Genomic DNA, 22,485 nt, shown 5'->3' on the forward strand with positions numbered 1-22,485 from the left:
GGAATCGGGAATCGGGAATCGGGAATCGGGAATCGGGAATCGGGAATCGGGAGTATAGAGCGTTCGCGTAGCGTGGTCCAAAGGCCAAGGCCAATCGCATCAAGCTATCCCATCAAGATAACCCATTTACGGATTTGATCTAAGCCATTTAGCTATAGCATTTACCTATAACATATTCCAATTGATCATGAAACCCAATGCTGATTTGTCATAACACCAAACAATCCTCAGATCTCTTTCCTACTATTCCCGATTCCCGATTCCCGTTCCCCTCCTGGGAGGGGTTAGGGGTGGGTTCCGATTCCCTCTGTCTCTCCACACTAAACTGAAACTCTACCGATGAAAACCAGTAATGTAGTCAAGTCTGAGCCTCCCTCCTCAGCAAAGCACCAAACACTTCCCAAGATTAATCTATTTACCATGTTCCGGCTTGGTATGTTCCAGATGGGATTAGGAATCTTGGCAGTGCTCACCCTAGGAGTGCTCAATCGAGTGATGATCGACGAGCTAGGTATTCCAGCCTCAATTACCGGGAGCCTTCTAGCCATTTCGCTGTTTGTTGCCCCAGCCCGGGTATGGTTTGGTCAGCTCTCGGATACTAAACCCGTCTTTGGATATCACCGTACTGGTTACGTCTGGATGGGAAGCGGGTTATTTATGATTATCCTATCCTTAGCGGTACAAATCACCTGGCAATTGGGCAATGTCGTCCAAGGGGCTGGAGGTTGGACATGGTCAATTCCAGCTTATAGTTGGGTCGCTCTTGGGGCTCTAGTTTTTTCTTTATACGGTCTAGCCCTCAGTATGAGTTCCACTACGTTTTTTACCTTATTAGTGGATATTTCTGATGAAGATAACCGTGGCAAATTAATCGGTATTATCTGGTCAATGATGACTGTGGGTATTGCGATTGGCGGCATCAGCAGCAAAATTTTGCTGAAGGGATTAGATAATATTGATACATCCCTAGAAGTATTGCGGTCATCGATTACTGGGCTGTTTTTATTTGTACCTTTAATGGTGTTCGGGCTAGCAGTATTAGCTACCTTTGGAATCGAGAAAAAATACTCCCGCTATTCTTCCCGTTCTATCCTAGCGAATCGCGAAGACCAGATTACCTTGGGCCAATCCCTAAAACTATTAACGGCTAGTCCCCAAACTGGCCTGTTTTTCACCTTTTTGGTGATCATGACCATCAGCCTATTTCTCCAGGAAGCAGTGCTAGAACCCTATGGGGGAGAGGTCTTTAATATGTCAATTCCTGAAACCTCTCTACTTAATAGCTACTGGGGGATTGGGATGTTGATGAGCTTGAGCGCCACTGGGTTTTTCCTAATTCCCAATTTGGGTAAGCGCAAAACCACTCAATTAGGCTGTCTAGCAGTATCTATCTGCTTTATCTTGATTATTATGTCAGGATTTACCGCAAATGCCAAGCTATTCCAGGGAACCTTACTCTTATTTGGTTTCTCTGCTGGTATCGCTACCACAGGGGCTCTCAGTTTGATGTTAGACCTAACCGCAGCAGAAGCGGCTGGTACCTTTGTGGGAGCGTGGGGATTAGCGCAAGCTATGGCACGAGGCATAGCAGTAGCCAGCGGTGGTGTGATCCTTGATGTAGGTAGAGCCATTTTTTCTACCCCTGTCTTGGCTTATGGTGTCGTGTTTGCTCTCCAATCCGCAGGGATGATAGTGGCAATTTGGTTCCTAGGTAAAGTGAATTTCAAGGAATTCCAAGATAATGCTAAAGATGCGATCGCTGCTGTGATGGAAGGGGATTTGGATGGTTGAAGGCAGAATGTTGAAGGTTAAAGGTTAGTAGGTTGAAGGTTATTAGGTTGAAGGTTGAATGCGATCGCTCTCTTGGTGCGCGTTCCCTATTGAGGTAAGGGAGTAGCTTGTAGGGTGGGCAAAAACATTTTGGTTAACATGATTCTTCTAGATAAGATAACTTTGCCCACCCTACTTGAATTGGTATTTTTTTTACTCAAACGGAAGACCCCAGCACATCTTTAGGTGTTCCAAAACTTCTATCACCAGCAGATAAAAGTGTTTTCAATCACTACCCCCAGAGATGATATTAGTTATAAATCAGAGAGTTTTGGTATTTCCCCGTTTGGTATAAGCCATTTAATGTGTTGCTTACCCACAGCGGAAACACTTTTTTTCTTGTCTTGATTACTACCTTTAGTCAACATATCTGGGTTGGCTCTCAGAAGCCCTGCTTGGAAAAACATCTCGTCTTCATTGATGCGTGTCAGGAGGCATATTTCCCCAATTGCTTCAGGAGGTATCATCCACGTTTTCCCAATTGTTGCTTTTGAATCAAATTCAATCTCAATCAAGTAGAAATCTAATTTGCTTCCTCTTTTCCATCTAAACTCATGGCGCAGATAAGCTTCTACTTTTATTCCGAAAATCGTTTTCTCCGCTTTCTCTACTTCTGCAAGTCGAGTGCGCCCCATTCGCTCACCATCAATAACGTAATCCATCGCATCTCGAATTACTTTGCCATAGCGGGATTCAAAGTTTTTGATAGAATCAAGGGTGCTAAAGAGCTTTTCGAGTTTGGCGTCCAAATTGTTTAACCTTGATAAAGCTCATACAAGTGTAACGTGTAGTGTAAATTTAGGGTTATTCCTTCACGGATGCGATTGACCGTAGGTCACGCGGGGCGCGTTCGCTCTTACCTGAACCCAATATCTGAACAATAACTGGAGGCAGAGGTGACACAACAGTTAACTGCTATAGAAATTTGTGCGGGTGCTGGGGGAATGGCATTGGGCTTAGAACAGGCTGGCTTTAAGCACCTGGCCGTGTTTGATAATGACAAGTATGCCCATGCAACGCTTCTGAACAATCGTTCTGGCTGGAACCCCCAATTGTGTGATGTCCGCACCTTAAACTGCTCTTCCTATGAAAATGTAGACCTTTTTGCAGCAGGGGTTCCGTGCCCTCCCTTCTCTATTGCGGGGCAGCAAAAGGGGGGGAATGATGAGCGTGATTTATTTCCGGATGCCCTACGGTTAATTCATCAGGTACAACCCAAAGCTGTACTATTGGAAAATGTGCGAGGCTTTTCCAGTAAGAAGTTTGCCGACTACCGAACGGCATTAAATTCTGAGTTTCGGAAGATGGGGATGATCATGCAGTGGCGGGTACTGAATGCATCGGATTATAGTGTGCCCCAACTCCGTCCTCGGTTTATTTTGGTTGCCCTCAGAAAAGAGTATGTCCCTTTTTTTGAATGGCCTGAACCTATTCCTGAACCTCCAACTGTCGCTAACACGATTGGAGATTTGATGGGTTCTGACGCTTGGCCTGGGGCAGAGGCATGGATGAGTAAAGCACAAGCGATAGCTCCCACATTAGTTGGTGGCTCCAAGAAGCATGGGGGGGCTGACCTTGGCCCGACACGAGCCAAGAAAAAGTGGGCAGAACTGGGAGTCGATGGTAAAGGCATTGCCAATTCTCCGCCCAGTTCCCAAACCCCGATTGATGCATTGCCCCGATTAACCCTGCGCATGGCGGCTCGGCTACAAAACTTTCCCGATGACTGGGAGTTTGTAGGAGGAAAAACTGCCCAGTATCGTCAAATTGGGAATGCACTTCCTCCAGCAGTCTCTCACCATGTTGGACGGTCTATTGTGTGTGCTCTCAACAAAGTGGAAGTGAGTGCTACCAAACCCAAGCAATTGGAACTTTTCAGTGCCGATGTGGCTTGAATTTAGGTGTTGCTGGCTTGGTCACAAGCAGACCGGAAAGGGGAATCTTAAGAGAAAATCCTTAGGCTGGTTTATGGCTAGCACAGTTTTCGCTGGGATCCTGGCTGCTCTAGTTGAGGTGGAAGCACAGATAAAAAGTGATTAATTGTAGGGTGGGCAGTGGGTACTTTGGCGATGGCAAGCACATGACTCGGTGTGATGCACTGCCCACCCTACATCTAAATGATAGATTTACTCAATGGATTTAGGTTGCCGACAACCATTATTGACGCCCACCCAAATACCTTCAGGTATATGCCATTTGTGATTCTTTTTGTTGTTGTTGTAGTCGCAATTAATAACTACATCAGCTCCCTTATCTATTCTTAGTAAGTCACCAGAATAAAGCGGTTCATCTTTGGATACAGCAATGGGATCGCTTTTACCACGTAAGAGGATGCTCTCACCCACTCCCTCAGCTTTCTCCACAGTTCCTATCTCCACAGTTTCTAGATGTAATTCATCGGGAATAACTTGATTATTCCCTAGATTTAAGGGAGTTTCTAAGTGCTGTCTAGCTTCCTCAATCCATTGGTCTTCATCTATATTATAAGAGGAGGCATATGCAAGGCAATATATCCAATTTTTCGTAATTCTTTTTTCCGTGTTTTTTTCATATGCTTTGTTTTTTTCAGCTTGTAATACCTTAGCTAGCAAACAGTAAGCTGGTGCCTTTTTATTATCTAACTTAATAGCATCCTTGATATATCGTTTTGCCTCAGCATAGCGCTCTTGTTTTAGCCGAGCCCACCCCAGGTTTTTCCGCAAATTGTATTTCACTTTCTCATCGTCGGTAGACGTATTTTGTTTTATCGAATTCAAACCCAGTTTTTTCAATAATTTGGATATGACTGGAGTAACAGTATTATCAGTATCATTTTCGCTATCAGTATTTAGTTCTATACCTCTTAGTAACAAAGAACTAGCCTTATAATATTTTTCGTCAATAATATACATTCTTCCTAATTTATTATAAGCACGATCAAAGTCATCTTCGACAGCAATTTGGTATTCATCTAAAGCCTTTTCCTTGTCTTGTAGTTTCTCATAAAGTTCTCCTAAGTTATAATGAGGTTCAACGTAGTCAGGATTCAGGAGGAGTGCTCGTTCGTTGCTTGATATGGCGGCAGCAAATTCCGGAGTATTCTTGTTATTGTTATTGTATCCATCACCAATATTTTCATAAACAATAGCAATCTCAGGTAACAACAAACGAACGGTAACAGAAATTAGTAAAAGACTGAAGGCAATGCCACAACTTACTTCTTCCCAAAAATAGTGAGGAATCTTGAAACGGGTAAGAGCACGTTTGATTGACTCCTGTCCAGTTTTTGTGAAAGCGGTTCTACCAGCAAATATTGTCAGGACGCTCTGAGTAGCAGCAACAAAAGCCCCTAAGCTATCTGGTCCACCACTCAGAAAGCGTGAGGCAATGTCTACGGTTAAGCTCAAAGACAATGTGAGAAATACAACTGTCAGAATTTTCCATAGCCAATCCAGATAATCCCATCGATGCTTTGGAGGTTCAAGAAACCACCACCAAGCGTCTACGTTAGGATTCAAAATAGCATGCAATTCAGTTATATCTACTGTGGTAATCTTATTAGTCTCTTGCTTTAATCGGTGATCTAGATCGTTAACCTTAATCAAGCTTCCTGTAGGAATCTGTGATTGATTGGTTAATTCTGCTTGAACTGTATCACGAGCAGTCAAAACTTCTAGAACTGTTTCTTTTGATGGCGAGCTAGTATCTTCAAGTGTAGTAAGTGCATGAGTATAACCTTGAATAGCAGACACTAACTCTGATATAGCAGAGTTAGTGTTAGGAGTTTCTTCTAGAATAAGCTTACTTGACATCTGATTTCCCTCTAATTTCAGCCTTTCGTTCCACCAACCTTGTCTCAAATTCAGCCATTATCTGAGTGATGGGAATCTTTTCAGATACATTTGGCTTTAATTTTTCCTGCTTGCTCTCAATTCCTTAGGGTTTTCTCTGATACTCCGAGGATTTCGCAAGCCCTTCGAGGTCGAAGATACTTCATCAGCAATCGGTAGTGTTCATTGGTTATCTATGTGTTACTACCAGGCTTTGCGAAGGAATTCCAGATACTACCTGAAAATTCTTTTTCTATTGTTTTCAGTGCAGCCAGGTATAAGCGCGATCGCATCAACCATCACATCAGTCTTTGACCTACCAGTTTGCTCAACCTAGCAGCTATTGAGTTATCGGAAAAGGGTTGGAGAAATTCTAATGGCGATTTGAGGTTTAGTCACAGCATAAATCAAATTTTTTTATATACCATTTTATGACTAAGTGTTGCTATTGCCGTATTAATTCTTAACATTAGGGGAAATCTCGTCTGGAGGTGTTTCTCCAGATTAGCTATAGAAATCCCCACCTCGGTAAACCCAGGTGGGGAAGCTTAATTCAACCGAAAAAGGGACTAAAAAAGTCCCTCGATTGGCTGGAAACTATTAACAAACAGGAGTTACCATTTCAACACCCAGTGTATTGGGCAGCATTTACCTGTCAAGGGTTGCGGTAAGAGCAGGGAATAACGGAATTACTCCTGAAGTGCTTGGCTCAACATCATTAAAGAATAAATTTGTTTTTCCTACATAAGCTTGATTAGGGAAAACAATTGTAGATTTTTCGGTAGCTAGGCAAATATTAGCGATGTAACCAGCAATGCGACTGCAATAGAACATAACTATCATCAGTTGATCAGGAATTCCTAGATTTTTCCATAAAACACCAGAATAAAAATCTACGTTTGGTTTAATCTTATCGAAGTAAGGAATAGTATCTATTTGCTTATGCATTTCCTTAGCAATATGCATGAAGGTATCTCCCTTGCCTTCTTCAACCATTTGGTGGCAGATTTTGCCGAGAATTCTGGCTCTAGGGTCTATCCCTTTGAATTCAATATGGCCTAAGCCAGGGATTTTCTGTTTTTGAGCCAGGGATTGCTGGATATAGTTTCTGATATTGTCTTCTAGGTCTCCATCAGCAGCAGCAATTTCCTGAAACATCTGCAACACCCTGAAATTAGCGCCCCCATGTTTGTCTCCAGATAAGGCGTTTAAGGCCGAGATTAAACTTCTCCACATTCCCGTACCATTGCTAATATTTTGTTTGGCGGCAAATGTTGAGGGACTCAAGCCAGCGTCTGCATGCAACACCATTAGTTTATCCATCAAAGAGCGTTGTTCATCGGTTACGTTACCGAAACCGCAGATCATCCCCAGGAGATTATTGATATAGTCATAACTTTGTCCATCACAGCCAACGTCTTGGGGCAATACCAAAGGCTGCTGTTTAACATGTTGTACGATCATCCCTACCAGAATAGGAGTTATGGCAAGAGCCTTGAAGATTGCTTCCGACTGTTCGCCTTGATTCCGTAAAGGCAAAGAAGATTCTCCGGAAAGATAGGATAATCCAGAACTTAAAATAGCGACGGGATTAGCATGGGAAGAAAAAGAAGAGATTACACTCTTGAGTCCCTTAATTATTTGCTGATCCAGAATAGAGTGTTTAGCTAGTTGCTTGCTAAACCATTGTTTTTCCTCTTGGCTGGGGAGATGTGATTCATATAACAAAATAATTGTATCTAAGTAATCGCAATTCTCGACTACTAATTGGATCGGGATCCCCCGGTAGTATAATTCTAGAGCTTCTGCATCTAAATAACTTAGATTAGCTAATTCAGTAGTTGTGTGCCTGAGTTCGGAATCGTAAATTTGATAGCCTGTAGTTTTTGCTACTGTTTTCCCACAGATTAGTGTTTGTCCTGTATTGGTAAAGTATATGGGAATAGGGTGAGATGAACCATCGGGTAAGATGATAGTGAGATGAGAATGTTCCATGTTTACAATCACCTAACAACTCTATGGATAAGCTGACTTTTTAGCTATCAACTAAAAACTAAAAATGGCTTCAAAAACCTGAAAATTAGTAGTGAGATCTACTAATTTTTAGGTTTTTAGTATCAAGAGATACAATTTATGACTATAACTAGCAACTTTCATAATTAGCACCCAATCCAATTATAGGAGATTGTAAACAAAAATCAACAGGATCAGCCAAAAATTGTTTATGGTGAGAATAAAAGAAAATCTTACAGTCAACAATTCTGGCCAGATTTTGGTAATTAACACCCCTTATGTCCAAAGACAATACTGAAACGTTTCATCTGCGCTTTCTGCGATTAGCGACTGTCAATATCGTCTCCAACATCGCGATTCCCTTAGCAGGGTTAGTAGATACCGCATTTTTAGGACACTTAGCAGATATTAACTATTTAGCTGGGGTTGCTCTAGCTACAGTTATCTTCAACTTGGTCTATCGCAACTGTAACTTTCTGCGCATGGGCACTACCGGACCAACGGCTCAAGCAGAAGGACGCTTTGACCAAGATGGCGTTACTCTAGTACTTTTACGTAATGGTTTGATTGCTTTAGCCCTCGGACTACTCATTATTTTGTTACAGTATCCCCTTAGAGAGATTGGCTTTAGCCTACTCAGCGCTGCACCTGAGGTTAAAGCTGCTGGACAAGATTACTTTGATGCTCGGATTTGGGGAGCGCCCGCAACCCTACTCAACTTGGTTTTAATCGGCTGGTTTCTAGGCCGGGAAAAGAGCACCAAAGTATTGGTGTTGTCAGCTATTGGCAATGGAGCGAATATCATACTGGATTACCTGCTGATTATCCGTTGGGGCTGGGCAAGTGCAGGGGCTGGATTTGCTACGGCGGCTGGTCAGTATCTGATGTTACTAATGGGGATGATTTTCATAGCTACAGAAAATGGCTATCCTCAAATGCTAGCGCTAGTAGACAGGATGTTCGACCTAGAGGCCATAAAATCGACCTTTAAGTTGAATGGAAATATCTGGATACGCTCTATTGCTTCAACCATCACCTTTGCTGCCTTTACTGATTTGAGTGCTTATTTGGGGACGATGGTGCTAGCTATCAATACTTTACTGTTGCAGGTGATGATCATCACCTTCTACTTTATTGAGGGATTATCCTTTGCTACGGAAAGTATAGCAGGGAACTTTCGCGGTCAAGGCTTGACCAACAAATTTCCTTCTCTGTTGCGCCTATCTGGAGCAAGCAGCCTGGGCATAGGACTAAGCATAGCTTCTCTATTTGTCTTCCTGCCAGATCCTCTGTTTGGGTTGATGACCAATCATGGGGAGGTAATTGACGAACTTCACCATTATCTTCTCTGGCTACTTCCCTTTCTAGGACTGAGTTCCCTGGCTTTTATGTTGGATGGGTATTTTTTGGGCTTAACTGAAGGAGCTCTGCTTCGCAAAGGTGTTGTAACCGGTAGTTTTGTTGGTTTTCTCCCTGTCGCTGTAGCATCTTGGTGGTTCCACAGTAGTCAAATCTTATGGCTGGCTATGTGTTGTTATATGGGAGTAAGAGCCTTAGCCCTGGGAGTTCAAGTCCCAAAAACCATGAGGTCTGGGAATACTTAATCCCATACGGCGGTTTGCAATTGCTGTTAGGTACTTTCGTTCTGGGTTTTTAGGGAACAGGGAACAGGGAACAGGGAACAGGGAACAGGGAACAGGGACAACAATCCTGTGTACCTGATAGTTATGCAAACCGCCGTAAGTGTTGAATAGCGCTACTCCCGACTCCCGACTCCCGATTCCCGATTCCCGATTCCCGATTCCCGATTCCCTTTCCAAAAAAGTACTTGACAAATCTACCTAGTAGTAGGTAGTATAAAGTCATGAAACAGAAAACTGCTCAACAAATCCTAGACGTAGCTCAATCAATGGTGCGCAACCGAGGGTATAGCGCCTTTAGTTACGCCGACATTGCCAAAGAAATAGGTATCCGTAAAGCTAGTATCCATTACCATTTTCCCGCTAAGGATGATTTGGTAAAGGAATTAGTGAAACGATACCAAAAAAACTTCGCACGGAAATGTCTTGAGATTGAGCAACAGGAAACAACACCACAAGCACAATTGAGAGAGTTTGTGAATCTCTATCGAGATGGTTTGCAAGACAATAAAATTTGTTTGTGTGGAATGTTGACAGCAGATTTGAGTGTTTTAAATTCTGACATCCAAGCAGAGATCAGAAGTTTCTTTTCTGTCACTGAATCTTGGTTAGCTAGACTATTGCACCGTGGCTGTGAAACCGAGGTTTGGCAGTGTAGCCAATCGGTGGAAGTGGAAGCAAAAATGCTACTTTCCATGTTACAAGGAGCGCAATTATTAGCCCGTGTTGCAGAAGATAGTAGTGCTGCTTTTGATCAGATTACTGGTGCATGTCTGAAAGAGAAGCTATCAGCAGTCAGCGATTAGCTTATGTGCTACGCACAGGCTACGCGAACAGCGATCAGCGATCAGCTATCAGCCATTAGCTTAAGCGCTACGCGCAGGCTACGCGAACAGCCATTGGCTAAGCTACTTGAGGTGGTTTTGAATAAAATAAGCTGACGGCACCTCAAGTAGCGTGAGCTAAAAGCTCACGGCTGACGACTGACCGCTGATAGCTGACCGCTAATAAAGGAATAATTTTTTTTAGTCTATTAACTACCTTCTAGTAGGTAATTTAAATGCAAATCAATCTATCAATCAATTCAGGAGATAATCATGACACAAGCATTTGCCGGACAAAAAATCATTGTTGTTGGTGGCACAAGTGGTATGGGTAAAGCGATTGCTCAATTAATTCTTCAGCAGGGTGGTGCTGCGGTTTTAATTGGTTCACGTCAGCCTAAACTGGAAGAAGCAGTAACGGAACTTAGCGAATATGGAACGGTAGTGGGTGAGTTAGCTAATATCTCTGATCCAGAGATGAGGAATGCTTTAATTGATCGTTTAAATGTCAATCATAGCGATGCCACATTACTGGTAAATTCAGCAGGAGTCTTTCTCCCTAAACCGTTCATTGAGTATGAAGAAAAGGATTATGACCTCTACTTGGATATTAATAAAGGAACCTTTTTCATCACTCAGGCGATTGTCAAAAATATGATTAAGAATGGCAAAGCTGCTGCAATAGTTAATATTGGCTCGATGTGGGCGAAACAAGCGATAGAAGCTACTCCGTCTTCTGCCTACTCTATGGCTAAAGCTGGTTTACACTCCCTAACCCAACATTTAGCCATGGAACTAGCAAAACATAATATTCGAGTTAATGCGGTATCTCCTGCGGTAGTAGAAACTCCCATTTACCAAGGTTTCATCCCCAAAGAACAAGTCCATTCTGCTTTAGAAGGATTCAATAGTTTCCATCCCATTGGTAGAGTAGGAACACCTACAGATGTTGCTGAAGCTGTTGTTTATCTACTTTCTGAGAAAGCGAGTTGGGTGACTGGCGCGGTCTGGGATGTAGATGGTGGTGTTATGGCTGGACGCAATCAGTACAATTAGGCTTAAGAAGGGTGCATCTCATATTTCTAAAAAAAGGAGAGGGTGAGGAGATAGGGAGATGGGGAGATGGGGAGATGGGGAGATTTTTATTAAGGGTAATTGTCATACGCTCCCCATGAGCGGCGGCATCAAGACAGTGAGATGCACCCCAAAAGTTTTTCACAAAATTGATAATTACTCTAGGGTAAAGTAAATGTAAAAAAAGCGTTCGCGTAGCGTCTATTTCAGAGAATCGCGTAGTGACTATTTCAGATGCTAATTAACAGTTATTACTGCTAAATAAAAGGTTTGTAGCTTTATATAACCCCCAATACCGCGCTACATTTCTTATTCAAAATCTGATAGCTGTTCGCGTAGCGCATTAGCTGATAGCTTAAAAAAAAAATTATAAAACCTCTTGACAAATAAAACTATAATAATTATGATTATAGTATACAAAACGATTGAAGTTGTTAATCATGTTTACAGACTTTGTTCCGAATCCTGACAATAATCCAGAGTATCTAATTCCGGGGAATACTTCTCAGATTTTTTTCGGGAAGAAAGAACCGGTTGAGCACAGGTTAAAGGGCTCTCGTAAGGCAGTAATGAATACCATCTATTCCCTGTATAACCAGGGCTACGCACAACTTTATGAGTGGACTCCTCTTGAGCCGAGTGGCATGCCTGGCGAAGTGATTAGTACTTTGACTAGGTACCTAATTCTGGATTAAGATTTTAAGCAGCTGGGGGGTTTTCCCCCTAGCTATAAGACCAGGTCTAATCAAGTAGGATAATGATCGGACTGGTCATGGAACAAAGTCACATAACATAAGTAGTGAAATCGACTTAGTGTGGATTTCCGCCAGCCGTGGAAATAATTTCTACGGCTATTTTTTTATAGTTAGCAGAAGGTTAGGAGGTTTAAGGTTAGCAGGTTAGAAGGTTAGCAGGTTAGAAGGTTAGGAGGTTTAAGGTTAGAAGGTTTAAGGTTAGAAGGTTGTTCGCGTTCGCGCAGCGTCGGCTTTGCCGAAAGCGTGGCCTTTTGGCCAAGGTTTACTGTTGAAGGTGATCAGAATCTACATTCCGCACTTCAAAATCTAGTATCAAAGAAATCTCAAAAAGACTCCCAACTAATGACTAACCACAATCCTAAATTACTGGAAAGCAAAATAGCAGAAGTCAAGCGGCTCGTTAAAGAGAGGATTCAACTACACGTAAACGATCCCAGAGTCACCGATTACGGGAAAAAATTAACCGAGGTAATTGGTTCGGATCTTATAACGGCTAAGGCTATACTCAATGCCATTGACCAAGATGAGCTGTTCTGGGTCAGTGAAGTCTTCGAGGATATCTCTGCCAAGCTTCAATCCCGCTCCTTTGTACTATTCTTGATGGAACTGGATGAGAAATACCCAGAGATACATATGGAAGGAGAAATCAAGTACGCCAAATTAGTCATTGGTTGGAAAGACTCTTAACATGCATAAAGTGCGCCTTAGCCTGTAGGTTGGGTTGGTGCGGCTTGTTCTGAGTAGGAGCCTCTAGAGAATAGAGGGGTATGACTCAGATAATTCGCGGGGATAACCCCAAAAATTACAACTGTTCGTTTTGGATGGCGGTGAAAACCCGACCCCTTTAGGAGATAAGTGACAGCCTACCTGGCCACACCGAGCAGGTGACATCCTAGCAGAGTGAAGCTGGCGACAGGCCGCAATCAGAGGGAATGCAGACTGATAAACCCACACTGGCGGTAACGGCAAGATGACATGGGTAGATTAACGAAAATCCTAAAAAAGCGTCTCAACCTAAGTCTGCGATTCTCAACTCCCGCATAGTTGACAATCCGATATATGCAATCTCCTGGGAGGAGAATAGGCGAATTGGATTGCCCTAAATCATCAGAACAATCTAACGAACGGAACAAGTAAAAACGACAGCATAATGGGTCTGTAGACCGGTCGAACCTACGGTAAGTTATGTCAAACTTAATCCCCACTGTCGGGTAGGATGCAGGCTTACAACTGCCTGCGGGTATCAGAGTACACAAACCAAACGAAGAGCAAGATTAGACGCATGGTTAAACATAGCGAATCATGGAAAAAGGAACCGTGGAAGAACCACGAAAAGAACTTATTCCGCCTACAGAGGAGAGTGTACAAAGCGGTTCGAGCAGGAGACCTCAAAAAGGCCAGGTCACTTCAGAAACTGATTCTAAAATCCCGCGCAGCACAGCTCATAGCTGTACGTCAAGTCACTCAACTAAATAAAGGAAAAAAAACGGCTGGTATTGATGGAAAGTCATCCCTCAATTACCAAGAACGCATGGAATTGGTAGAAGCATTGAACCAACATGGATGCGACTGGCACCATAATGGACTACGCAAAGTCCCCATCAAGAAAAAGAATGGCTTGACTAGGATGCTAAAGATACCAACCATAGCCGACCGAGCATGGCAATGTCTAATAAAACTTGCGCTGGAACCAGCCCACGAAGCCACATTCAGCGCAAACAGCTATGGATTCAGACCGGGCAGAAATGCCCAAGATGTGCAAAGACGACTGTTCTCCCACTTAAAGGTTAACAGCAAAGCTAAGCACAACTTAAAGAAAAGAGTCATAGAACTAGACATCAAGAAATGCTTTGGCCGTAGGCCACGCTTCGCGAACGACCGTATCAACCACACCAGTATCATGGAAAGACTAATAGCCCCCCATATTATAAAACAAGGAGTGTTCAGATGTCTCAAAGCAGGGGTATCACCGGAATTTCCAGAACAAGGCACACCGCAAGGTGGCGTGGTAAGTCCTCTATTAGCTAACGTGGCCCTAAACGGTATAGAGAATATCCACACAAGTCTCAGATATGCAGACGACATGGTATTCATCCTTAAACCTCAAGACGATGCAAGCACTATCCTTGACTTTGTCAAGGCATTCTTAACAGAACGGGGAATGGAAATAAGCGTTGAAAAGACTAAGGTGACAAGAGCGACAAGCGGATTTGACTTTCTAGGCTGGCACTTTCGAGTCAAAAGCAACGGAAAGTTTTCAAGCACGCCCTCAGTGGATAATTACGAAAACCTCCGTAAGAAAGTTAAAACCATAGTCAACTGCTCAAACTATGGAGCCGAAGTAAAAGCTTTGAAATTAGCGCCCATAGTTCGCGGATGGCGCAACTACCACAAAAACTGCGATATGAGCAGCGGGAAAAATAAGTTATGGTTCATGAATAAAGCTGCTAATCGAAAATTCCGAAAAGAAAAGAAGATTAGCCTACATGAAGCCAACAAATTATGCAATAACGCATTCCCAAAAGTGGGATACGAGCAAAATCGACACGCGAACGTAAAAGGGGACAAATCACCATTTGACGGTGACATAGTCTACTGGAGTAAAAGAGACTCAAAACTCTACTCCGACGCTACCTCAAAAGCATTGAAAAGGCAAAACCATTCCTGTGGTCATTGTGGATTGAAATTCATGGGGAACCAAGATGTACACCTCCATCACACCGATGGAAACCACGACAATTGGAAGCCACAGAATCTCGTAGCAGTTCACCAGAGCTGCCATCAACAAATACACTCTTTGCACTCCTAAATAAGGAGAGACTACCCAGGAGCCGTATGCGGTGAAAGTCGCACGTACGGTTCTGAAGCGGAGGTGCCCCGGATAATACCGGGCATCGACCGTAACAGATACGAAACCCAACATTTGCACTAGCTTTGTTGGGTTTAATTAATTACAAAGCGTCAGTAGTCAGGGGCGAAATTTGAAGAAGGTGGGTTACGGTGCGGATAAAAACTGATTGGTAATTCCTCAAAATCCTGGCCGCACCTAACCCACCCTACGAACTTAATAAAAATCTCCCTATCTCCCCATCTCCCCATCTCCCCATCTTCCCAGACTCCTATTTCTTCACGCCAGACTGTACCCGCCACAGCATGGCATAAATTCCCTGTTGCTCTAACAATTGTTCATGTCGTCCTTGCTCTACTATTTTGCCTTGCTCGATTACATAAATACAATCGGCATTGCGGACTGTGGACAACCGATGAGCGATCGCAATGGTTGTGCGATTTTGGGTAATCTTTTCTAGGGAGCGCTGAATGGCGGCTTCGGTTTCATTATCAACGGCGGAGGTGGCTTCATCCAGAATCAAGATTGGGGGGTCTTTCAATAGTGCTCGTGCGATCGCAATTCGTTGCTGTTGTCCTCCAGATAGTTTCTGACCCCGCTCTCCGACAATGGTGTCATAGCCTTGGGGCAGTTCCATGATAAATTCATGGGCTTCTGCGGTCTTAGCGGCAGCGACTATTTCCTCGGTGGTGGCATCAAAGGTGCCATAGGTGATATTCTCTTCTACTGTGCCGTGGAATAAAAATACATCCTGGCTAACTAGACCAATGGCATGGCGTAAGTCTTTGAGCTTGAGCTGTCTGATGTCAATCCCATCAAGGGTTATTGAACCTGCTTCGATTTCGTATAGTCTTAATAACAGTTTCACTAAGGTACTTTTACCAGACCCTGTAGAACCTACTATCGCGATAGTCTTGGTGGCGGGGATGTGGAGGGATAGATTTTCTACCACAGGGGGGCGATTACGGTAGGCAAATGTGACATTATTTAATACCAATTCCCCCTTAACCTCGGACCTAGGCAATGGTGTATCCCCAGAGTGCATGGCAATCGGGGTATCCAGCAGATTCATTACCCTAGTAGTGGATGCCATCGCCCGTTGATACTGATCGAGGGTGTTACCCAGTCGAGTTAATGGCCAAAGCAAGCGCTGAGTCATGAAAACTAAGACACTGTAGGTGCCTACTGCTAGTTCCCCGGCAGCTGCGGACTTACCACCGTAAAGCAGAATGCCGGTAAAGCCAAATAGGATTAACATCCGAATCAAGGGGACAAAGGCCGCAGAAAATGCGATCGCTTTCTGGTTACTGTGCTGATACCCTAGACTTTGTGACTCTATCCGCTTAGCTTCATAGTCTTCTGCTGTAAAGCTTTTAATGGTAGTAATCCCAGTTAGATTATTTGCTAACTGTCCATTGAGTAACCCTACCTTTTCCCGAACTGCTGCGTAACGAGGAGCAAGCAGACGTTGAAAGGTAATCGAACCCCAGAGGATAAAGGGGATAGGGATGAGAGTGATCCAAGCTACATTGGGAGCAACGATAAAGAAGCCCGCACTGATAGTAATAATGCTTGTGGCTACCTGGAGAATTTCGTTGGCACCAATATCGAGAAAGCGTTCTAGTTGATTGATATCATCACTCAGGATAGACATCAATCCCCCGGTACTACTATCTTCAAAATACGCCAGTTCCAACGATTGCAGATGAGAGTAACCATCTAAGCGCAATTCGTGTTGAATGGTTTGAGCCAGATTCCGCCACAATCGTTCGTAAGCATATTGAAAGGCGGATTCCAATCCCCAAACAATCAAGCTCAGGAATCCCAGGAATACCAGTTGGCTAAATATATCCCTTACTCCTAGATGGGCAATCAAGGAATCTTGTTGTTTGACTACCACATCCACTGCCATCCCAATCAAGACCGGAGGGGCTAAGTCAAAGATTTTGTTGAGGATTGAGCATGCGATCGCTTTCCAGATTAAGGAACGATGGGGCTGAGTGTAACCAATCAGCCGCTGGAGGGGAGAGTTGGAATGCTTACGCTGATTTGGTTTTGACGTTAACCTTGAATTTCGTTTTGACTTTAACGTTGAATTCAACACAGTAATTAACCCTGACTGATCAGGCGGAATGGGTTGTTATAGCGCTACGCGCAAGGCAACAGGCAACAGGCAACAGGCAACAGGCAAAGGTGCGCTTGACCTATTAAGAATTCAATTCGCCACGGGTCGCACCTAAAAGTTTACTAAAACACCTTTTGCTACTTTTATCAATGTCAAACACCTTAATGCGTAGTGCTATAAGTCTAGAGATTGACATCAATGGTTGATTATTATACCGTATAGCACGGCATCCCTTAAATCCCTCTTTAATTTTGCCTCTTGCCTATTGCCTATTGCCTATTGCCTCTTGCCTCTTGCCTCTTGCCTCTTGCCTCTTGCCTTAAAATTATAAGCAATATCGCTCAACCAAATTCATCAACAAACTAACCCTTGAATACTCCTAGCCACGCCATTATTAACCTTGCTGTTTTGAATCACCAGGCTCAACTTCAGGCAGCTTTACCCATCACAATTGGTGCTATCTTACCCGATTTACCAATTTTTATTCTTTACATCTGGGCAAAATTAATTCGTCGTCAACCAGAGTACCAGATTTGGTCACAAACCTACGAATTACCCTTTTGGCAAAACCTTGTTGCTACCTTTCATTCCCTTCCCCTAGCCCTTTGCGGAGTTATCATCAGCCATTACTGGGGATGGCAACTTTGGGAAATTCTATGTTTAAGTATGATACTGCACTCTTTACTAGATTTACCAGTTCACAACGATGATGCTCACCGCCACTTTTTTCCCCTTAGTAACTATCGTTTTATCAGTCCTTTCTCTTACTGGGATCCCAAGCATCATGGTCATACCGTATCCACAGTGGAAAAATTGTTGGTGTTAGTAGCAACAATTGTTAGTTTCCCTATGATTGACTCTTGGATAGGTAAAAGCTTACTAATTGTTGTGAATGTGTTGTACCTTACTAGTTTTCTTTACTTTCGAGTGATTCGACCCAAATTATCAATTGGGTAATAGGTAAGCGATCAGCGATCAGCTTTCAGCTTTCAGCTATCAGCCTTCAGCTATCAGCTATCAGCCACAGGTTAGGTTCCAGCGTCGAAGCCTGTGCCACAAAGCTTATGGGCTTTTCCCCAGACTTTCAATTTTATTTTAAGCTGTTCGCGTAGCGTGGCCAACGGCCAACGGCTGACAGCTGACGGCTGAATGCTTACAAATTAGCTCAATTCCGCTCGAATTATTTCCACCCGTTTCCGATTAACTCCCAAATCTGATTTTCCTAAACGGGAGGCGGAGCGAACATGGATTACCTTAGAACTGTCATCGAGCAAAAACTCTACATCATCCACAAACCCCATTAAAGGAGTAGTGAATTGTGCGTAGAGATAGTTGTCTGTTTCTTCAATAATTTGTGTGCGTTCTAGGTTTTCAATCACAATTTTAAGCTTAGCCATTGCTTCGGTAGCGGTAGAGTTGTAAGCTAAAGGCTCAATACCATGCTCGGCATCTTGGCTATAGCTACTGACACAGTTAGGGGTATTTGGGCAAGGTGCTAATTGCCCTGAGGACTGAATCCCAATATTCGTGGGTTGTTTTCCTGGAAATTTCATCAACGATTCTCCTGAAAGGGCAAAGGTAGCTCCTATGGCAAAAATAGCGACTAATACTAACGATATTAATACTATTAGTATTAGTCTCAACGGTGATAGTTTTTGGGTTTGTACAGTCATACTGTAGTCACATCTCTAGTATTATTAATATCATGTTTGGTTGACTAATTCTCAAAAAAATTGGGGTGAGTCAGGGCAAAAGCCAAAGTTTAACAGGTCTGCATCGTTTCTGGGTCGAATTCCTCTTGTAACATCGCAATCAGACATCGTCCAATGTGGTCAGCCAAATTAACAGGGACGGCATTGCCGATTTGTCGGTACTTTGATGTTAGAGACACCCAAGATTTCAGCAGCTTCCTGAACTGTGACCAGGTCTTGAACAGTGCCCGATTTACTTTTTGCCATTTTCAAACAAAAACCATTTGAGGAGCAAGCAATACCCCAGAGGTTGAGGAAATAACCTTACCAATACCCAAAAAACTGCCATCTTCGTGGTAAACTTGCAGAGGGCTTGTGGAGGTTTCAGGGGTCGAGAGTTCAACTAGAGTATCATCCCCAGAGATACGCTGTCCTAAACACCAGCGACGGGCTTGATCAGCGGACAAGGTTAAAGAGGGTAAGTGCCCCAAAGCTACACTAGGGGACACTGGGTTGAATAGGCTTTGTTCGAGCTGTTGGGTCAATTCTTCTAATGTCAGACTATCGGCTAAATCAAAGCCACTGCTGCGAGTACGAGTCAGAGCGGCCAGCACACCACCGGTTTCGAGAGCATCTCCTAAATCCCGGGCAATGGAGCGAATATAGGTACCAGGGCCGCATGCGATCGCTAAATCAATTTCCGGAAATTCCCCGCCACGCCAATCCAAAACCTCGATCGTCTCAACCTCTACCGTTCGTTCTGGTACCTCTACCACTTCACCAGCTCTGGCTAAATCATAGAGCCGTTTACCCTTGATCTGAATAGCGCTATACATTGGTGGCACTTGCTGAATCTTGCCCTCAAACTGTTTCAATAAACCCTTGACCAACTCCAGAGTCAACCCGGCTGCAGACTGAGTAGCAATCACCTCTCCTTCCAAATCATCAGTAGTTGTCCTCACTCCCAGTCTCACGGTAGCCTTGTAGGCTTTATCCTGCTGCAGATACTGCAACAGTCGGGTTGCCTTACCCAGAGCTATCGGTAAAACCCCCGTAGCAGCTGGGTCAAGGGTCCCTCCATGGCCTACTCGCTTCAGCCGTAGCAGACGCCGCACTTTAGCAACGCAATCGTGGGATGTCCAACCTGCTGGTTTGTTTAAGTTTAGAAATCCTTGCACAATCAGGGTGTTTGTATCTTGCTTGTAAACACAGGTATTGAATAAAAAGGCAAAAGGCAAAAGGCATGCTAGCAATAGGGGATTGAATCAAAAGGCATGCATGCAATAGGCATGCATGCAATAGGCATGCATGCTAGAGGAAGCCAGCGCTTAACCCCAGGGCTGTTTCATTATCTCCCCATCTCCCCACACCTCCCACACTTCCCACACTTCCCTCTCTTGCTCTATTACCGACTCCCGACTCCCAACTCCCTTCAAATCAAGCTATATAGCGTTTATTATAGCGATGAGGTACAGATTATTTTTTCCATCTTGCCTATTGCTAGCATGCCTATTGCCTATTGCCTGCTCCCGACTCCCTTCTCCCTTCAAACCTAATCACTCAACCACATGTAACCGTCGAGTAATCATAATCATGCCATCCCCCCGAATTAATATGGCTGAAATCCAGCGGTCTTCTGGTAACAGTGGGGCTCGGCCAACCTTAAAAATTCCCCCGGCAGCCAAAGATTCCAGGTCAATATCAGTGGGATTAGTATAGCGCTGTGGGCTGACGGATTCTTCTATAGCTACTCCCAGCAGCAAATCATCTCCAAGGGGTTCGGTGACAATGGCATCAAAATTAAATCGCTGACCAATACGCACTTGTTCTGGTAACTTCACCGTTACCTTGGGAGGATTGGCTCCTGATGTGATTTGCGATCGCTCTGCCAAAATTTTTGAATAGACAATTTTTTGGTTTTCAAAGCGCTGACGCGATCGCAAAGTCGATTCAAATTTGGTCTTACTAGCATCCTGTACGTTACTAGTAATATAAGTCACTGTTTCTGCCACAATTGCGCTGCCCTCTTGCTGCCAATCCGTCAGTTCCGTGCGGTAATTCAACAGAGGGTAGCGCTGCCACAATTGAACCAACGCTTCTCCCATCAAATCCCGACTTAAGCCATCGGAGTTAGCAAAATTAGCGCCATAGAATCCCAGCAACCCTTCAACATCCTTGCTATTGGCGAAGCGATCAATTTGGCTGAGGGTATCTTTAAGCTGAGGCGGTGCGGTTTCCGGACTGTCCGCTTGGGCTTTCAGAGGAACTCCGAGGGTCAACCCTGCCGTTAATAGTACAAATACTGACCAGTCCAAAGAAATAGACTTGACTTTAGTAGTAAAAGACTGGGATAGTCGTTGCAGTAAGGTTGCTGGATTGGTCATTGGTAATCGTTAACTGGTAACTGGTAACTGGTAACTGGTAACTGGTAATTCTGGTAACTAGTAACTAGTAATTAGTAATTGATAATTGGTGATTGGAGAAACGGTAATCCTTTGGAGTAAGCCCACTAACCAATCAACCATCAACGTTTCACCAATGATATCAAATCTAGTTTGATAACCTATGTCTAGTCCAGACAGCAAGGATTTGTTCCGACTTCCCGATTCCCGTTCCCCTCCTGGGAGGGGTTAGGGGTGGGTTCCGATTCCCGTTCCCCTCCTGGGAGGGGTTAGGGGTGGGTTCCGACTCCCGATTCCCGATTCCCATTAACCCAAGTCAAACGTCCCTCACCCAATTGATCAAGGAGACCAATAGCCGTGTCTAAGTCACCCATTCGATTGCTGATTGCCGCTAGTGGTACGGGGGGACATATATTTCCCGCCCTCGCAGTAGCCCAACACTTACCCAATTACACTATCGAGTGGCTAGGTGTTCCTGACCGCATTGAAAATGAGTTGCTACCACCAGACTATCCCCTGCACACCATTGCTGTAGAAGGCTTTCAACAACGCTTCGGTCTCGGTACTCTGCGCATCGTTAGCCGCCTGGTCAGTTCAATTTGGCAAGTGCGGCAACTGTTGAGAGAGGGTAAATTTGATGGTGTCTTCACCACTGGAGGTTACATTGCTGGACCTGCAATTATGGCAGCACGGTTGCAGGGTCTACCTACCATTATACATGAATCTAACGCTATTCCCGGAAAAGTAACCCGGTGGCTGAGTCCCTTTTGCAATACCGTAGCCCTAGGGTTTGAAGCCGCCTCCAAGTACCTACCCCGGATTCAAACTGTAACCGTTGGTACACCAGTGCGGGATAGTTTTCAACAGACTCAGGCACTGGAACTCCCGATTCCACCAGAGGTACCCTTGATTGTGGTGGTTGGGGGTTCCCAAGGAGCAGTGGCAGTGAATAAACTAGTGCGCCAATGTGCTCCCCTCTGGTTTGAAGCTGGTGCTTGGATTGTTCATTTAACTGGAGAAAAAGACCCAGAGGCTAACACCCTGAGCCATCCTCAGTACCTGTCTATGCCCTTTTATGACCAGATGGCACCATTACTGCAACGGGCAAACTTAGCCATTAGCCGTGCTGGTGCCGGAACCTTAACGGAGCTAGCCATAAGTGAAACACCAGCCATTCTGATTCCCTACCCTTATGCAGCGGAAGACCATCAAGCCTTTAATGCAGCTAGCTTTAAGGATTCTGGTGCTGCTTTAGTATTTCGTCAAGACCAGTTGACTCACGAAACCTTAGAACAGGAAGTGCTGGCTTTACTCAAGTCACCAACTAGGTTAGAACAGATGAAACAAAAAGCAGCTAGTCTTGCGATTAGGGATAGTGGAAAGCGTTTAGCCTCTATAGTTCGTGAGTTAGTTGAAAAATAAAATATGAAATGTAAAAAATGAGGTCATGTCAATAAATATATTATAGAAAGTT

At 44.0% G+C, this 22,485-nt stretch carries 20 protein-coding genes; 12 read left to right on the plus strand and 8 right to left on the minus strand.

What is annotated here, in order from left to right; genetic code table 11:
- Positions 1-197: 197 nt before the first annotated feature.
- Both AC4II3_RS13035 and AC4II3_RS13040 read left to right on the plus strand, forming a co-directional pair.
- Positions 198-329 (plus strand): hypothetical protein, encoded by a 132-nt coding sequence (locus AC4II3_RS13035; protein WP_488010261.1) that lies wholly within the window; start codon positions 198-200, stop codon positions 327-329.
- Between the two features lie 10 nt (positions 330-339).
- Positions 340-1,791 carry a BCD family MFS transporter gene (locus tag AC4II3_RS13040; RefSeq protein ID WP_488010262.1) on the plus strand — a complete coding sequence of 484 codons (1,452 nt, stop codon included), beginning with the start codon at positions 340-342 and terminating at the stop codon, positions 1,789-1,791.
- Positions 1,792-2,084: 293 nt separating this feature from the next.
- On the opposite strand, the gene AC4II3_RS13045 is transcribed toward AC4II3_RS13040, so the two are convergent.
- Positions 2,085-2,579, minus strand: a complete 495-nt coding sequence (locus tag AC4II3_RS13045) for a NaeI family type II restriction endonuclease (protein ID WP_488010263.1) — start codon at positions 2,577-2,579, stop codon at positions 2,085-2,087.
- A 147-nt stretch (positions 2,580-2,726) separates the two neighbouring features.
- On the opposite strand from AC4II3_RS13045, the gene AC4II3_RS13050 reads away from it, so the two are divergent.
- Entirely contained in the window at positions 2,727-3,725 is a 999-nt protein-coding gene (locus AC4II3_RS13050; RefSeq protein ID WP_488010264.1) for a DNA cytosine methyltransferase, read from the plus strand.
- A gap of 231 nt (positions 3,726-3,956) precedes the next feature.
- Here the strand turns inward: AC4II3_RS13050 and AC4II3_RS13055 are convergent, their stop codons facing one another.
- Both AC4II3_RS13055 and AC4II3_RS13060 read right to left on the minus strand, forming a co-directional pair.
- The gene (locus tag AC4II3_RS13055) at positions 3,957-5,621 is read right to left on the minus strand and encodes a tetratricopeptide repeat protein (protein ID WP_488029187.1); all 1,665 of its coding nucleotides are present in this window, start codon (positions 5,619-5,621) and stop codon (positions 3,957-3,959) included.
- 666 nt (positions 5,622-6,287) lie between these two features.
- Positions 6,288-7,634 carry a citrate/2-methylcitrate synthase gene (locus AC4II3_RS13060; RefSeq protein ID WP_488010266.1) on the minus strand — a complete coding sequence of 449 codons (1,347 nt, stop codon included), beginning with the start codon at positions 7,632-7,634 and terminating at the stop codon, positions 6,288-6,290.
- Between the two features lie 296 nt (positions 7,635-7,930).
- On the opposite strand from AC4II3_RS13060, the gene gntT reads away from it, so the two are divergent.
- The 6 genes from gntT to AC4II3_RS13090 all read left to right on the plus strand — a co-directional run bounded on the left by gntT (position 7,931) and on the right by AC4II3_RS13090 (position 14,754).
- Positions 7,931-9,256, plus strand: a complete 1,326-nt coding sequence (gntT, locus tag AC4II3_RS13065; RefSeq protein WP_488010267.1) for a guanitoxin biosynthesis MATE family efflux transporter GntT — start codon at positions 7,931-7,933, stop codon at positions 9,254-9,256.
- A gap of 260 nt (positions 9,257-9,516) precedes the next feature.
- Positions 9,517-10,098 (plus strand): TetR/AcrR family transcriptional regulator, encoded by a 582-nt coding sequence (locus AC4II3_RS13070; protein ID WP_488010268.1) that lies wholly within the window; start codon positions 9,517-9,519, stop codon positions 10,096-10,098.
- Between the two features lie 291 nt (positions 10,099-10,389).
- The gene (locus AC4II3_RS13075) at positions 10,390-11,172 is read left to right on the plus strand and encodes an SDR family NAD(P)-dependent oxidoreductase (protein WP_488010269.1); all 783 of its coding nucleotides are present in this window, start codon (positions 10,390-10,392) and stop codon (positions 11,170-11,172) included.
- Positions 11,173-11,630: 458 nt separating this feature from the next.
- Positions 11,631-11,885 (plus strand): hypothetical protein, encoded by a 255-nt coding sequence (locus tag AC4II3_RS13080; RefSeq protein ID WP_488010270.1) that lies wholly within the window; start codon positions 11,631-11,633, stop codon positions 11,883-11,885.
- Positions 11,886-12,287: 402 nt separating this feature from the next.
- On the plus strand, positions 12,288-12,632 hold the full coding sequence (locus AC4II3_RS13085; RefSeq protein WP_488010271.1) for a DEAD/DEAH box helicase family protein: 345 nt from the start codon (positions 12,288-12,290) through the stop codon (positions 12,630-12,632).
- 595 nt (positions 12,633-13,227) lie between these two features.
- The gene (locus AC4II3_RS13090) at positions 13,228-14,754 is read left to right on the plus strand and encodes a group II intron reverse transcriptase/maturase (protein ID WP_488010272.1); all 1,527 of its coding nucleotides are present in this window, start codon (positions 13,228-13,230) and stop codon (positions 14,752-14,754) included.
- A 310-nt stretch (positions 14,755-15,064) separates the two neighbouring features.
- On the opposite strand, the gene AC4II3_RS13095 is transcribed toward AC4II3_RS13090, so the two are convergent.
- Entirely contained in the window at positions 15,065-16,894 is a 1,830-nt protein-coding gene (locus AC4II3_RS13095) for an ABC transporter ATP-binding protein (RefSeq protein ID WP_488010304.1), read from the minus strand.
- 393 nt (positions 16,895-17,287) lie between these two features.
- Between AC4II3_RS13095 and AC4II3_RS13100 the strand changes: the two genes are divergently transcribed.
- Positions 17,288-17,875, plus strand: coding sequence for a hypothetical protein (locus tag AC4II3_RS13100; protein ID WP_488010301.1), 588 nt, complete (start codon positions 17,288-17,290; stop codon positions 17,873-17,875).
- A 203-nt stretch (positions 17,876-18,078) separates the two neighbouring features.
- On the opposite strand, the gene AC4II3_RS13105 is transcribed toward AC4II3_RS13100, so the two are convergent.
- From AC4II3_RS13105 to truB, 3 genes are all read right to left on the minus strand, one after another.
- Positions 18,079-18,471 carry a DUF1499 domain-containing protein gene (locus tag AC4II3_RS13105; protein WP_488010300.1) on the minus strand — a complete coding sequence of 131 codons (393 nt, stop codon included), beginning with the start codon at positions 18,469-18,471 and terminating at the stop codon, positions 18,079-18,081.
- 209 nt (positions 18,472-18,680) lie between these two features.
- Positions 18,681-18,809: a hypothetical protein gene (locus tag AC4II3_RS13110; RefSeq protein ID WP_488010305.1), complete on the minus strand. Its 129-nt coding sequence runs from the start codon at positions 18,807-18,809 to the stop codon at positions 18,681-18,683.
- Positions 18,810-18,878: 69 nt separating this feature from the next.
- Positions 18,879-19,787 carry a tRNA pseudouridine(55) synthase TruB gene (truB, locus tag AC4II3_RS13115; protein WP_488010303.1) on the minus strand — a complete coding sequence of 303 codons (909 nt, stop codon included), beginning with the start codon at positions 19,785-19,787 and terminating at the stop codon, positions 18,879-18,881.
- Positions 19,788-19,913: 126 nt separating this feature from the next.
- Between truB and AC4II3_RS13120 the strand changes: the two genes are divergently transcribed.
- A complete protein-coding gene (locus AC4II3_RS13120; protein ID WP_488010299.1) occupies positions 19,914-20,165 on the plus strand; it encodes a hypothetical protein in 252 nt (83 codons plus the stop codon).
- Here AC4II3_RS13120 and AC4II3_RS13125 read toward each other — a convergent pair whose 3' ends face one another.
- Entirely contained in the window at positions 20,166-20,993 is an 828-nt protein-coding gene (locus AC4II3_RS13125) for a DUF8623 domain-containing protein (RefSeq protein ID WP_488010298.1), read from the minus strand.
- 375 nt (positions 20,994-21,368) lie between these two features.
- On the opposite strand from AC4II3_RS13125, the gene murG reads away from it, so the two are divergent.
- Positions 21,369-22,433: an undecaprenyldiphospho-muramoylpentapeptide beta-N-acetylglucosaminyltransferase gene (gene murG, locus AC4II3_RS13130; protein WP_488010297.1), complete on the plus strand. Its 1,065-nt coding sequence runs from the start codon at positions 21,369-21,371 to the stop codon at positions 22,431-22,433.
- The last annotated feature ends 52 nt before the right edge of the window (positions 22,434-22,485 follow it).

It is taken from the genome of Moorena sp. (assembly GCF_982860115.1).